This window comes from Spirosoma pomorum (assembly GCF_054776615.1).
Window position 1 is genome coordinate 337,209 of sequence record NZ_BAAHBP010000029.1, and the last position, 13,895, is coordinate 351,103.

Sequence of the window (13,895 nt, forward strand, 5' to 3'; positions counted from 1 at the left end):
AGTTCTCTTAAACAGCTACGTACGCTCGTTAACCCCTTTAACCCGATACGCCAGCAACCGCAGGGCATTAAAAACGACGATTAGTGTCGAGCCTTCGTGCGCGACGACGGCCGGACCGATCCGGGCGATACCCAGAATGGTTAGTGGAATCAACAGGGCTACCATGCCCAGGCTAATATATAGATTCTGCCGGATGATGCGCCGGGCTTCGCGGCTCAGGCCGATGGCGAAGGGGAGTTTGTCCAGTTGATCGCCCATGAGCGCGATGTCGGCGGTTTCCAGTGCTACGTCGGAGCCGGCGGCTCCCATCGCAATCCCAACCGTACTCTTGGCCATGGCGGGGGCATCATTCACCCCATCGCCGACCATCGCTACTTTGCCTTCCTGCTCGCGTAACTGCTGCACAAACTGAACCTTGGCCTCGGGTAGCAAATCACCTTTCGCGTCGGTCAGGCCGACTTCGCTGGCAATGGCATCGGCCACGCGTTGGTTGTCGCCGGTTAGCATAATCATCCGCTGGATACCCAGGGTTTTCAGGCTGGAGAGCGTTTGCTTTGCTTCCGGACGCGGGGTGTCCATGACGCCCAGAATCCCCAGAAAGGTATTGCCCTGCCGCACGATCATGGCCGTGTGTCCTTCTGCTTCTAGCTGATCGGCCTGTTGCCGCACGTCGTCGGTCAAGGTTTTCTGTTCTTCGAACAAGGCTTTATTGCCAATGAATACCAGCTGACCAGCGACTTCGGCCTGCACACCACGGCCGGTCAGGGCTTTCAGATTCGTGGCTTCAGGAAGGGACGCAGCACCCAGTTTTTCTTTGCCACCCTGCACAATGGCTGACGCCAGCGGGTGATCACTCAGGCTTTCAACCGCCACGGCGACGCTCAGCAGTTGCTCGTCAGTGCTGCCCGATAACGGTACGGTCCTGTTTAGTTTCGGCTTCCCCTGCGTCAGTGTACCGGTTTTGTCGAAGGCAATAGCGGTTAGATCACCCAGGTCTTCCAAGGGCCGGCCACCTTTGACGAGTACGCCCTCGCGAGCCGCCCGGGCTACGCCACTCAGCACCGCCGATGGGGTCGAGATAGCGAGCGCGCAGGGGCTGGCAGCCACCAGAACCGCCATCGCCCGGTAGAAACTAGCCGAAAACGGTTCGTCGATGACCAGAAAGGCAAAGCAAAGCGTAACGACCAGAATCAGCACGGCGGGCACGAACCATTTCTCAAACCGGTCGGTAAACTGCTGCGTGGGCGACTGCTGGGATTCGGCTTCGTTGACGAGTTTGATCAGCCGGGCGAGGGTCGAATCACTGGCGGCCTTTGTTACGTTGATTTCCAGGACGCTGGTGCCGTTGATGGTTCCGGCAAAAACCTGGTTCTCCGCTTTTGTTTTGGTGAGATCCGCTCCGTCGGCAATGGCCAGTTTGTCGACCGGAACGCTTTCGCCCGTGATGGGAGCCTGATTCACAGGGCCGGCACCTTTGATCACAACGCCATCAGCGGCAATCTTACTGTTAGGTTTCACGATAATAATATCTCCGACCTGAAGCGCAGTTACGTCGATTTCCTCGGTCTTACCATCCCGCCGAACGGTAGCGGTTTTGGCGCTCAGGTCAGCGAGGGCAGAAATGGATTTACGGGCGCGGTTCATGGCGTAATGTTCCAGCGCGTGCCCCAGACTGAACAGGGCCAGCAGGAGCGCCCCCTCAGACCATTCGCCCAGTGCACCCGCTCCGGCGGCCGCTACCAGCATCAGAAAGTCGATCTCAAACTCGCCCTGCCGGATGGCTTCAATGGCTTCTTTGGCGGTGAAAAAGCCGCCGAAGAAATACGCCAGTCCGTACAGGCTCAAACTGACCCAGTTGGGTAGCCCATCCACGAACGACAGCCCAAAACCAACTCCCAGACTAACGGCGCAGAGAATAGCGAAAATCAGCTCGGTGTTAGCCCCGAAGATTCCCCCGTGTTCGTGATTATGTCCCCCGCCATGCGCATGGTTATGTCCGGCTTCGTTGTCGTGCGTATGATCGTGGGGATGTGGTTTGTCGTGGGAGTGGCTGTGATCGTCCTCCGAGTGGCTGTGCTCGTGTACTGGCTGACTGGAAGTGTCTGTCTGAGCTGGATTTCCTTGTTGACTCAGCTTATCCAGGAGGGTATTCAGGCTGGTCGCTTCCTGATCGAATTCCAGATGAATGGCCCCCGAAGCCGATACCGACGCTTCCAGAACGCCCGGCCAACCGGAAATCTGCTGCGAAACTGTGCGGGCCTGTCGGGCGTGCCGGATACTCGGCAACCGACCGACGTAATGACCGTAGCGGTGGGTAATATCGGCTCCTGCCTGGCGGGCTAACGTCTGCACCCGATCCAGCGAAATCGTCTGCGGATCGTAATGAATACAAAGTTGGTCCGTGTGACTGCCGGTGGCCGAGCGGATATGCACTTTGTCAATGCCGGGACGCCCATCGAGCAGACCCATCAGCCGCTGAACACACTGATCTTTCTGGTCGGGTACGTCCGGCAAAAGTACGGGTACGTCTATCTGGAGTTTTTTCATTGGTACGTTGATTAATGCGCGTGGCCCGCTTCTTCGCCACTGGCGGCTTTAAGTTGTGAGAGGAGTGCATAGGCACCCTTGGTGACAATTTTGGTGCTGCTGAGGTTAAGCGTTTCGGGCAGTGTCACCTGCGAGTAGCCGCTTTCTGTTACACCCCGCCGAACGGGTATTTGTTTAAAAACAGTGCCGTGTTCGTGCGTTTCGGTTTCCTTATCATGGTCGTCATGCTCCGCTTCGCCCGCTTCGTGGTGTTCGGGTAGCTTTTCGTCCGTTACCACAAAAATGTAATCCTTGCCCTCGGCAGAAACAATAGCTTCTTCGGGCAGAGCCGTCACCCGGCTGGCCCCTAGATCCAGACTTGCTTTCAGAAAGGTGTTGGGCGTTAAGCGACCGTCGAGCTGGTCTAGCTTGGCGACTATTCGCACGGAGCGGTCGGTGTCGATTGTCTGGTTGATGTAGGTAATCCGCCCGGTACGTTCCCGCGTTTCGTTCGTAAGCCGGAGGCTGACGCGCTGCCCTGTCTGGAGCTGGGGCAGATCTTTCTCAAACACGATCAATTCCGCATAAAGCCCCTGGCTGCTGGTCAGTTTCGCAATGATGTCGGCCGGCTGGACATACTGTCCTGCGGTGGTGGCTACGTCGGTGACAACGCCGGCCACCGGGGCTGTGACCACGTAAAATGAACTGAATTTACCGGCCAGGGCAGCCTGGGGCGAGAGACCCACCAGCCGGATTCGCTGAGCGAGGCCCGTCACGCGGGCGCGGGTGGCGTTCAGATCGGCGGTGGTTTGTTGAAGCACTTTCAGGGCACTCACGTTCTCGCGGCTCAATTCCTTCTGTCGAACAAGCTCCGTTTCCAGATAGGCCAGTCGACTGTGCGCTTCGGCGTACTCCTGCTGAAGAGCAATCAGATCCGGATTTTCGATCCGGGCCAGCACTTGTCCTTTGTGGACGGGCTGACCGGGTAGCAACGGAATCGTACGAACGAAGCCACCCTGTAATGCTGTGATCGTTACCTGGCTCTGGGGCGGTACCGCCAGCCGACCATTTACGCTCAACTGCTGACCCAGGTTCCGGTAGTCAACCGCTCCCAGCGTAATATCGGCCAGGCGAATCTGATCGTCGGAGAGTTCGACCAGGTCGGTGGGGGCTTCTTCGTGAGCGTGTTCTGCCTCCTGGGTCTGCTCATCGGCGGGCTGTCGGCAGGCGAATGCCCCGCTCAAGAGGCTGACGGCGAGAAGCGTACGGTATATGTATTTGGGGAAAGCCATGGTGAGTAGCGTTAAGGAAGGCCAATGAGTTGTTCGAGTGCAACGACGGCCTGGTTGTAGTGATTGATGGTGTCGAGATACGTGGTGCGGGCCTGGTAGGAGCGGGTTAACGCTTGAGCGTATTCCAGGTATCCGGCTTCGCCCGCCCGGAAGGCTTTCTCCGCTCCTTCTGCCAGCCGCCGGGCAACGGGTAAGCCGGTTTGTTCGTAATAAGCTAGGCTGGTCTGCTGTTTACGGATCTCCTGAACGGCGGCCGCCAACTCCCCCTGTAAATTTCGCTGATTGTACGCCAGCGAAGCCTCGGCGAGCTGCTGCCCCAGCCGGGCCGACTCGATCCGGGCCCGCTGAGCGCGCTGAAAAACAGGTATCGAAATACCCGCCTGTACGCCCTGGAATCGTTTACCCCCGCCGAAGTAACGATCCTGCGGCACGCCATTAGAACCGTCGATCGTCTGCGTGCCAATCAGCGACTGGTTGAAGTAGCCCACTACGTAATCTGGTCGTAATCTGGCTTGCTCAACCGCAATTTGTCCTTCGGCGATAGTTACCTGCTGTTGCAGCAACGCCAGCGTCGGGTTCTGGATCAGGATCGAATCGGAGAAGGTAGGCAGCGACCGGCGGGGGAGGGCACCCGTGGGGAGCGTTAGAACGCTGGCTGTGTTCAGGAGGGTTTGCAGGTTGCTGAAGGCAATCGTGCGGTCAGCGGTGGTCAGTGCGAGCTGGTTACGGAGTTCCCCCAGCAGATTGTCGGCCGTGGCTACTTCGAGGGCGGTACCTTCGCCGGTACGTTGCCGGACCTCCGTAGCTCGCCGAAAGGCGACCAGTAGGCTATCCTGCGACGTCAGGAGCTGCTGGCGTTCGGTAAGGTAAGCCAGCGTCAGATACGTGCTTTTGACCCGGCTGCGCAGTTCGATTTGGATCAGGCTGGCCTGTAGTTCGCTGCCCCGGATGTTGGCGTCGGCGAGTCGCTCCTGGTTGCGAATTAGCTTGCCGTTGGGTATGCTCTGTGAGATGGTGAAGTTATTGTCCCACCGAATCGAGTTGTATTGCCCACCCACCCAGGAAAGGTCAAGCCGCCCGATGTCGCGGGCCGTCCGGCGACCCGTCTGCTGAATAGCGATGTTCAGGCTGCTGACCCGGCTGGAACCGTTGTTGGTCTGCGCCTGCGATAAAGCCGCGTCGAGCGTTAGCGGCACCTGGGCAACTGTAGTCGGTGCTGTTCTGGTGAGCGTCGATGGCGCGGGCGTTGGTACCTGTGCCTGGCTGGTTGCCGATAGCAGTAGCAATAAGCCAACAGCCAGCTTCCCGGCATGGGCCGAAAGTCCTGTTTTTGTTACGGATTGATTTTTCGCGGTGCTCTGTTCCCACCAATAGAGGCAGGGGAGGACCAGTAGCGTCAGCAACGTAGCCGAAACCAGCCCACCAATGACCACCGTAGCCAGTGGACGTTGGACTTCGGCCCCTGCCGTCCGCGCCAGCGCCATGGGCAGGAAACCGAGTGAGGCTACCAGAGCCGTCATCAAGACCGGTCGTAGCCGGGTAGCCGTTCCCTGTAGAATCCGGTCATGTAGTGATAAATCCGTCTCTGTTTTGAGATGATTGAATTCGCCGATGAGCACGATACCATTGAGCACCGAAACGCCGAATAGAGCGATAAAACCCACACCAGCCGAAATACTAAACGGCATCCCCCGAAGCCAGAGGGCAACTATGCCCCCGATAGCCGCCAGCGGAATGGCCGAGAAGATCAACAGGCTCTGCTGAATGGATTTGAACGTAAAAAATAACAGAAGGAAGATGAGACCGAGGGCGACGGGAACAGCAATCGCCAGGCGGTCTTTCGCTTCCTGTAGATTCTGAAACTGACCGCCGTAAGTGACGTAATAACCAGCGGGAAGTTTGAGCTGGCTTTCCAGTTTTTTCTGAACGTCCTGCACGACACTTTCCACGTCGCGCTCGCGCACGTTAAACGCCACCGTAATGCGTCGCTGGGCGTTTTCTCGTTGTACCTGGTTGATGCTGTTCTGGAACGAAACGCTGGCAACCTGACTCAGCGGCACGGCCTGTCCGTCTACTGTGGTCAGCAGCAGATTCTGTACGTCCTCCAGCCGCTGACGGCTCTGTTCCTGGAGCCGGACGACCAGATCGTAACGGCGTTCACCTTCGTACACTAGTCCAGCCGACGCGCCCGCAAAGGCCGCCTGGAGATAGCGGTTTGCTTCTTCGATGGAAAGACCAAATCGGGCCAGCGCATCGCGGTCGAATTTGACAACGATCTGGGGCAGGCCCGACACTTGCTCAACGTATAGGTCTTTGGCGCCTGGTACGGTGCTTACAATCCGACCGATTCGGGCGGCATAATCGCTCAGCAACTGAAGGTCTTCGCCGTAGAGTTTAACTGCTACGTCCTGTTTAACCCCGGTCATCAATTCATTGAACCGCATCTGGATGGGCTGCTGAAAACCAAAACTGACGCCTGGTATGCGGTTCAACCGCTCCTGCATTTTTTCGGCTAGTTCCTGTCGGGTTTCGGCCGAGGTCCACTCATCCTGATCCTTGAGAATAACCATCATATCGGCCGCTTCGATGGGCATTGGATCGGTTGGAATCTCACCCGCGCCAATCTTTCCGACAACCTGCTTTACTTCAGGAAATTCCTTGGTAAGAAGTCTGCCAGCCTGTAGACTGGCGTCGATGGATTGCGCCAGCGACGAGCCCGTCATCACGCGGGTTTCAATGGCAAAGTCGCCCTCGTCTAATTCTGGGATAAATTCACCCCCCAACTGGCTAAAAATCAATAGCGATGCAACAAACAAACCAACTGACGAGCCGACAACGAGGGCTTTATGACGCAGCGTCCAGCGGATGGCCGGGGAATACAGGCGGTGGAAAAACGCCATAATGCGGTCCGAAAGGGTTGGTTTCGGATCGTGTATACTCTTTTTGCTCAGTACCAGTGCTGATAACATGGGGACGTATGTCAACGACAACACAAAGGCACCGATGATGGCAAAAACCACTGTTTGCGCCATCGGTCGGAACATCTTGCCCTCCGTACCGACCAGTGCCAGAATCGGCAGGTATACGATCAGGATGATCAGCTCCCCGAAAGCTGCTGACGACCGTATCCGACTGGCTGCCTGATAGACTTCTTCATCCATGGCTGATTGCGAAAGAGTGAATGAGTGAATGAGTGAATGTTCGGTATTTTGCGTAGAATTTATTCGCTCTTTCGCTCTTTCGCTCTTTCGCCTTTCTAGATGGTGCAGCGTGGCTTCGACGATAATCACCGCCCCGTCGACGATGAGGCCGAAATCGATGGCACCCAAGCTCATTAGATTACCTGATACGCCAAACAAGTTCATCATCGCTACCGCGAACAGCATGGCCAGCGGAATGACCGAGGCTACGACCAGTCCAGCCCGCCAGTTGCCCAGCATCAGCACCAGCACAAACACGACAATTAGGGCTCCTTCGATCAGATTGCGCTCGACGGTGCTGATGGCCCGGTTCACCAGATTCGTGCGATCCAGAAAAGCATCGATTTCAATACCTTCCGGCAGAGATTTTCGAATCTGCTCGATACGTTGTTTGACGTTGCCGATTACCTCCGACGAGTTGGCTCCTTTAAGCATCAACACGATAGCGCCAACCACTTCACCATCGCCATTCCGGGTCATGGCGCCGTAGCGGATAGAATGGCCCAACTGGACCTGCGCGACATCGCTTATGCGGACAGGAACGCCTTCGCTGGTTCGGCGAATAACGATTTTGCCAATGTCGCTCAGGCTACCGATGAGACCTTCGGAGCGAATAAAATACGCGTTGGGCCGCCGGTCGATGTAGGCTCCTCCGGCGTTCTGGTTATTACGTTCCAGTGCGGTAAATAGCTCATCCATTGTGACATTGGCCGCCCGGAGTCGCTGCGGATCGACGGCTACTTCGTACTGTTTAAGCCGACCGCCGAAACTGCTTACGTCGGCTACGCCTTTGGTGCCGAGCAACTGCCGCCGAACAATCCAGTCCTGAATGGACCGCAGTTCCGTGGCCGAGTAACGGTTTTCGTAGCCGGGCTTTGGCTGTAGAACGTATTGATAAATCTCGCCCAGCCCCGTTGTGACCGGGGCTAGTTCGGGTTCGCCCGCGTTGGCGGGGATTTGAGCACGGGCCTGCTGGAGCCGTTCAAAGACCTGCTGTCGGGCAAAATAGACATCGACGGCATCATCAAAAACGATGGTAACGACCGACAGCCCGAACCGGGAAATGGAACGAATCTCGTTCAGGTCGGGCAGCGTCGCCATCGTTTGCTCGATGGGAAAGCTAATAAGCCGTTCCACATCGGGGGCCGAGAGAGCCGGACTTTGGGTAATGACCTGAACCTGATTGTTGGTGATGTCGGGTAGCGCGTCAATGGGCAGGCGCGTGAGTGAATACCCTCCCCAGACAATCAGAGCGAACGTAAACAGCCCAATAATGAGCTTGTTCTGAATGGAAAAACGGATGATGCGATCCAGCATGAATGAATCTGAACAGGTAAATCAACGGGAAGATGTTGGGCATAATCAACTAGCACACGCTTCCAGAGAAAGCATGGCAGATTAGACCCGGAATAGCGTTGTTTAGACTATCTGTTTAGGCGGTTGCCAGATGGCGGTAAGGGGCTCAGCCCAGTGCGTAGGGGCGTGATGAAACCGAACGGACGGGAGCCAGTTCTGCTCGGGTAGAGAAGCCGTCTGATACGTAAACAAAGGCGTAAGAGCAGCTACCACGGCGCAGCAGGTGCAGGTACAAAAAGGAGAGCATTGATCGTGGTGATGCTCCTGCTCCCCGTCGGCGGACGAATCGGTATCCGGTGTTGATGCCGCAAAGACCGTTGCCAATGCCTGCCCCGCGAGGGGGAGGGCATCATCGGCACAGGGCCAGAATGATAGCCCGAGCAGATAAACGGCAAATACGGTCGTCAACCACTTCATGTCAGCAAATGTATACGAAAGTGGTATGCAACAGGTAGGCAAAAAAGAAAAAGATTGAAGGTATAAGATCGCAGAACAGGACGTTTGCAGATGCGTGCGCCTTTGGGTAAGAGAAGCTATAAGCTGTCTGAAAATTGGTTTCCGTACAGCCTATAGCCTCTGTCTTACCGGTTCATGATTAGTTACGTTCGTACACGCCCTCGCGCGTTAGCAGTGCTATGGCTTCCATCAGCATGGTACCGCTCAACTGACTGCTTAGACCGGTTTGGCCGTTCTGGGGAGCACGCTGCCAGAACGTACCGAACGCAAACTGGGGGCGGGCGGTACCCTGCTGCCACAAAGTTTCGGCGTTATGCTTCAGGAAGGTCGCGTACTGGGTCCGTAGCGAACGGGACAGGCCTGGGTCGAGGATCAACTGAGTGAGGTAACGTACCAGGATACCTTTGAACAGACCGCCATCGCCTTTGCCTTCGTCGCGCATCAGACCATTGGTCGCCAGGGTTGGGTCGCTGATCGCCAAACTGGCGGTTTTCGTCGCGTCGGTCAGGTAAGCGGGGTCTTTAGTAATGTGATACAGTTCCAGCGTACCACCGATCCAAACGCCCTGGCAATACGTAAACTTCCAGCTCGTATTCAGCTGACCATCGTTGTTCTGGTTGATGCCGTCATATACCAGGCCGCTGGCTGGATCGACTAGCACCTTCTTCTGCCAGGCATACACCTTTTTTGCCCAGGCCAGATCCTCCGGCCGTTTTAGTCGCTGATAGAGCCGGGCCGCCAGGATAATCGCCGGGCCATTTACGGGCGTGTTCTTGTAATAGCGTTGACCTTTGCGCCAGGCCATACCCCCGTCCAGCGTATCGTTCCAGGCTGTTTTAATATCCTCCCAGAGCGTAAGCGTTTCGTCAAGCCATTTTTTCTCTTTGGTCGCATCGTAGACCCGCAGCATCGCCAGTGCGTTCCAGAGCATGTCGTCGTAATATTCGTTCAAAAAGGTGTTCCCGTTCTTGACCCGCACGCCCGCCATCCAGTCTTTCATCCGGGGGAGATACTGAGGGTCACGGGTGCGCATGTACGCATCCGTTAGTACGTCCAGCGCATGTGCCTGGGGCCAGTAGTGAAAGGTTGTATCGCCCTGATTTGTGTTATTGAAATAGCGGCCTCGGGTATTATAAAAGTCCCGATAGAGTACCAAGGAACAGCTGTCAGCGATTTTGGCCCAGTTTGGCGACGTTGCCGGTGCCGTCTTGCGGCTCGTCTGACCATTGACCTGACAAGAGAGGAGAAAACCGACGCTGAGAGTAATGGAAAGAATGATTTTACGCATGAAGAAAGATTGGATAAAGCCGTATTCACTGCCGTAAACCCAAATACCCGAGCGTTTTACTCGGCTTGTGTCTTAATCCGTTTGTTGCTGTAACTGGCCGGGATGGTAGCCGGCGGGTTGATCGTATCGGTATAAATTCAGGCGATTATCAACTGGAACCGGAGCAAGCGGTGTACATTTGGGGTCAAAAAACAAACGAACACTAACAAACTCTACCGTTTCTTCATCATGAAGCGATTAACGTTACCAGCAGTTGCCGCAGCCATTTTATTCACGCTTTGTTCTGGCTCGATCGCGCAGGCTCAGCTTAAAGTTCCCGCGGCCAGTCCCCTTCAGACCACCAAACAAAACTTTGCGCTCGGCGACATTACCCTGGAATACTCCAGACCTGCCGTGAAAGGCCGGACCGTTTTCGGTGACCTGGTTCCCTACGACAAAGTATGGCGTACCGGTGCCAATGCAACCTCTAAGATCACGTTCTCGTCGGACGTAAAGCTGGAAGGCAAAGACGTGAAAGCGGGAACGTATGGCCTGTTCACCATTCCGGGCAAATCCAGCTGGGAAGTAATGCTGTCGACTGATCTGGGGCTGGGCGCTAATGTGGGCGCGTACAAGAAAGAAAACGAAGTAGTACGGGTTCAGGTGAAGCCAACGACACTGGCTAACCGAGTAGAGAACTTTACCATCAATATCGCTGATATTAAGCCCAGCTCGGCCGTGCTGGAAATCATGTGGGATAAAACCCGCGTTCCGGTTACGATTACCGCCGATATTGATCAGACGATCCTGAAAAATATTGAGACGTCGCTAGCGTCGGACAAACCCGCTTATTTTGAGGCTGCCAGCTACTACTACGACACCAATCGGGACCTGAAACAAGCCCTGAACTGGGTGAACAAGGCGACGGAACAAAATCCTAAAGCCTTCTGGATGATGTTGCTGAAAGCACGGCTTGAATTTAAATTGAACGAGAAAGCCAACGCCATTGCCAGTGCCGAAAAAACGGTTGCGCTGGCAACCCAGGCGAACAATGCGGATTACGTTAAAATGGCGAATGATCTGATTGCGTCGGCCAAAAAGTAACGGCTGGTTTTCGCGCTAACAATAAAAGGCTAGCTCTGATCAGAGTTAGCCTTTTTGTATATTGTTTTCGGAACGTTACGTCCACCGCAAGACGCTAGGCAGCAGCTGGCTCGTAGTGCAGCACCACGATGCCGCAGGGGAAGGGTCTTGCGTTGAGCAGGGTCAAGGGCTGTTTATGAGCGAGTTCCTGGAAAATGGGAAGTCCTTTACCGATCGCCGTTGGGTTGACGAACAAATGGTATTCATCGATAAGGTTATGCTTGATGAGCGACGAGATAAACGAAGCGCCCCCGTAGACGATGATATCCTGGCCTTCCTGTTGTTTGAGAGTATTTATTTCTTCGACCAGATCGCCCTTGGCCAGTACCGTATTGGCCCAGCCGGAATCATGCATCGTTTTGGTGAAGACGACTTTTGCTGTTTCGTTGATCTTAGTGGCTCCCTCCAGCTCTGGGTTGTCCGCCCAGTGTGGAATAAATCCCTGCGCCAGTTTACGGCCGAGTACAATGCTGTCAACGGATTCTGTTAGGGCGCTCACATATGATTTCAGTTCGTCGTCCCAGTTGAACGTTAGCCAGTCCATTTCGCCATTGGGGCCAGCAATGAAGCCATCGATCGTTAGCTGGACCTGTAGTTTTAACTTTCTCATTGGTATAGGGTTTTTGGGTTGTTTATATCGTTAGTAAGTAGTGAATTCGGCTGTAATACACACTTTGCATTGTACAGTAAGATCGTTAGCCGGTCAGTTTGGTTGACAGAATAACGGCACAAAGGTAGATCTACCCTGGGTCGTAACAGGGGTGGAAGCCGACAAATAACGGGAGGATTGCGACAGGCCGCTGGCACTGTTTTGGCGTTCAACGAAACTGGTTTATGAGATTGATCGACGTAACGCGATTTGGCTGCCTGCTTATCCTGATTAGCCTGTGGCAGGGGGGAGGACAGCCGCTGGCAGGTCAGACCATACCGCAGAAGCTGATGGTAAATAAACCTGTTGGACGGGCCCTTCGCGCGGACGAGTCGCACACCTATGCGCTGGATCTACAACGAAAACAGGTAATGCAAATCAAGTTTACCCAACAGGGCACTGAGGCAACCATACAAGTTACTAATGCGGCAGGTAGACCAGTTTTTCATCTTGAAGCACTGACGAACGAGTATGGAGACGAGTCGTTTACGTTCCAGGCTCCCCAAGCCGGACGACATACCGTGACCGTACGACCTAGCCCCAAAAGTGCGTTCGTTACTCATTACACCATCGAATTGAGCGAAGTGCTTTCGGGGGAGGTATATGCTGCCCGCGTGGCCGAAGCGCGTCGGCAGCGGACAGCTGTCATCAACTGGCTGAAGACACGGTCTATGCCACTAAGAACCCTGGTCGTTGACCCGAATCGGGCGGATCTGGCTCCGTTAAAAGCGGTTCTGCGCGATGTCCGGATCGTTGGGTTGGGCGAGCAAACACACGGCACCCACGAATTTTTTCAGGTCAAACATCGGCTGCTTGATTTCCTGGTTCGCGAAATGGGCTTCCGGGTGCTAGTTATCGAAGGGAGTTATGCTGGCTGGCAGCAAATTAATGACTACGTAACCGGAAAGAGTAACGATGGCGATCGGGCGCTGACGGAACAAGGGTTCTGGGCTTGGAATACGGAAGAAATGAAAGCGGTGATCGACTGGGCCCGGCAGTATAACGAAAACGTTCCCGCGACGGAGCAACTACGGTTTGTCGGGATTGATCCCCAGTTTAATCAGCCCGCTAAAACGAAACTACTCGACTATTTACGGCGGACGGCGCCGGAACGTGTCGCGCCGACGGCGGCTTTCTTCGCTCTTGAGCCCGACTCACTGACCAGTATCGGGCAAGCAGCTGATACATTGGCCGCCCTGCAAAGCCTGTACAACGAACTAGGTGCCTATCTCGAAGAAAGACGTCAATCAAATACAGACACGGCTGAAGCCAGGCAGATGCAGGAATACGTCCGTGTGCTTGCGCAGGACATCAGTACGTACGCTGATGCCGATTCCGTCGGTGTGGCTGCTCGTGATCGAATCATGGCCGCTAATTTTCGGCGGCTGGTCGACCGGGAGCCGCCCGGAACGCGCTTTGTTTTCTGGGGCCACAATGGACACGTTGCCACCGGCGGGAACAGCTTGTTCAAGCCCGTGGGCGCCTACCTTCGGGAGACGTACGACAGCGCTTATTACGCATTGGGATTCAGCTTCAACGCTGGCACGTTTCGAGCTCGTGAAGTTCCAACTGCCGATTCGTCCCGACGGCGACTGAAAGAGTTTACTGCCAGGCCAGCCCCCAGACTGTCCGTGGACTGGTACCTGGCTCAGAACGGCCAGAAAAATGTCATCATCGATTTTCGGGCAGCACCGCAAACGGCTGCTAGTCGAGCCTGGCTGGCTGAACCACTGCTGATGCGGAGTATCGGCTCCGTATACAGAAGTGCAGTTCCGTCCGCTTATTTCTATCCTGTGCAGCTTAACGAGCGCTTTGATGGCCTGCTATTTGTTACTACCAGCACAGGAACCCACCCGGCTACGTTCGTAAAAGATGTGCCTGAAGATGCACATTAGCTAACATAATGTCATTAAAGACGTATCATTGACGAATTCAACCAGCAAACCTTACTGGTTTGTTGTGCTAGTGCAACGCACACTAGCTACTTTTGTCTTTTTGTAAAGTCG

Annotated in this window: 8 protein-coding genes; 2 read left to right on the forward strand and 6 right to left on the reverse strand. The window is 55.1% G+C overall.

Translation table 11 applies throughout. The features are described 5' to 3' along the window. Positions 1–15: 15 nt before the first annotated feature. The 5 genes from ACYVAD_RS18950 to ACYVAD_RS18970 all read right to left on the reverse strand — a co-directional run bounded on the left by ACYVAD_RS18950 (position 16) and on the right by ACYVAD_RS18970 (position 10,118). Positions 16–2,547 (reverse strand): heavy metal translocating P-type ATPase, encoded by a 2,532-nt coding sequence (locus ACYVAD_RS18950; RefSeq protein WP_461141093.1) that lies wholly within the window; start codon positions 2,545–2,547, stop codon positions 16–18. An 11-nt stretch (positions 2,548–2,558) separates the two neighbouring features. Further along, on the reverse strand, positions 2,559–3,818 hold the full coding sequence (locus tag ACYVAD_RS18955; RefSeq protein WP_461141094.1) for an efflux RND transporter periplasmic adaptor subunit: 1,260 nt from the start codon (positions 3,816–3,818) through the stop codon (positions 2,559–2,561). A gap of 11 nt (positions 3,819–3,829) precedes the next feature. Next, positions 3,830–8,335, reverse strand: coding sequence for a CusA/CzcA family heavy metal efflux RND transporter (locus ACYVAD_RS18960; RefSeq protein WP_461141095.1), 4,506 nt, complete (start codon positions 8,333–8,335; stop codon positions 3,830–3,832). Positions 8,336–8,437: 102 nt separating this feature from the next. Continuing rightward, the gene (locus tag ACYVAD_RS18965; RefSeq protein WP_461141096.1) at positions 8,438–8,791 is read right to left on the reverse strand and encodes a DUF6660 family protein; all 354 of its coding nucleotides are present in this window, start codon (positions 8,789–8,791) and stop codon (positions 8,438–8,440) included. A gap of 178 nt (positions 8,792–8,969) precedes the next feature. Then, on the reverse strand, positions 8,970–10,118 hold the full coding sequence (locus ACYVAD_RS18970; protein WP_461141097.1) for a glycoside hydrolase family 76 protein: 1,149 nt from the start codon (positions 10,116–10,118) through the stop codon (positions 8,970–8,972). A 228-nt stretch (positions 10,119–10,346) separates the two neighbouring features. Between ACYVAD_RS18970 and ACYVAD_RS18975 the strand changes: the two genes are divergently transcribed. Continuing rightward, positions 10,347–11,201, forward strand: a complete 855-nt coding sequence (locus tag ACYVAD_RS18975; RefSeq protein ID WP_461141098.1) for a DUF2911 domain-containing protein — start codon at positions 10,347–10,349, stop codon at positions 11,199–11,201. A 94-nt stretch (positions 11,202–11,295) separates the two neighbouring features. On the opposite strand, the gene ACYVAD_RS18980 is transcribed toward ACYVAD_RS18975, so the two are convergent. Then, entirely contained in the window at positions 11,296–11,850 is a 555-nt protein-coding gene (locus ACYVAD_RS18980) for a dihydrofolate reductase family protein (protein ID WP_461141099.1), read from the reverse strand. A 224-nt stretch (positions 11,851–12,074) separates the two neighbouring features. On the opposite strand from ACYVAD_RS18980, the gene ACYVAD_RS18985 reads away from it, so the two are divergent. Continuing rightward, on the forward strand, positions 12,075–13,784 hold the full coding sequence (locus ACYVAD_RS18985; RefSeq protein WP_461141100.1) for an erythromycin esterase family protein: 1,710 nt from the start codon (positions 12,075–12,077) through the stop codon (positions 13,782–13,784). Positions 13,785–13,895: the final 111 nt, after the last annotated feature.

Bases quoted from the DNA above. Each gene is read 5' to 3' on its own strand.
- ACYVAD_RS18950 (WP_461141093.1), bottom strand. From the start codon at position 2,547: ATGAAAAAACTCCAGATAGACGTACCCGTACTTTTGCCGGACGTACCC.
- ACYVAD_RS18955 (WP_461141094.1), bottom strand. From the start codon at position 3,818: ATGGCTTTCCCCAAATACATATACCGTACGCTTCTCGCCGTCAGCCTC.
- ACYVAD_RS18960 (WP_461141095.1), bottom strand. From the start codon at position 8,335: ATGCTGGATCGCATCATCCGTTTTTCCATTCAGAACAAGCTCATTATT.
- ACYVAD_RS18965 (WP_461141096.1), bottom strand. From the start codon at position 8,791: ATGAAGTGGTTGACGACCGTATTTGCCGTTTATCTGCTCGGGCTATCA.
- ACYVAD_RS18970 (WP_461141097.1), bottom strand. From the start codon at position 10,118: ATGCGTAAAATCATTCTTTCCATTACTCTCAGCGTCGGTTTTCTCCTC.
- ACYVAD_RS18975 (WP_461141098.1), top strand. From the start codon at position 10,347: ATGAAGCGATTAACGTTACCAGCAGTTGCCGCAGCCATTTTATTCACG.
- ACYVAD_RS18980 (WP_461141099.1), bottom strand. From the start codon at position 11,850: ATGAGAAAGTTAAAACTACAGGTCCAGCTAACGATCGATGGCTTCATT.
- ACYVAD_RS18985 (WP_461141100.1), top strand. From the start codon at position 12,075: ATGAGATTGATCGACGTAACGCGATTTGGCTGCCTGCTTATCCTGATT.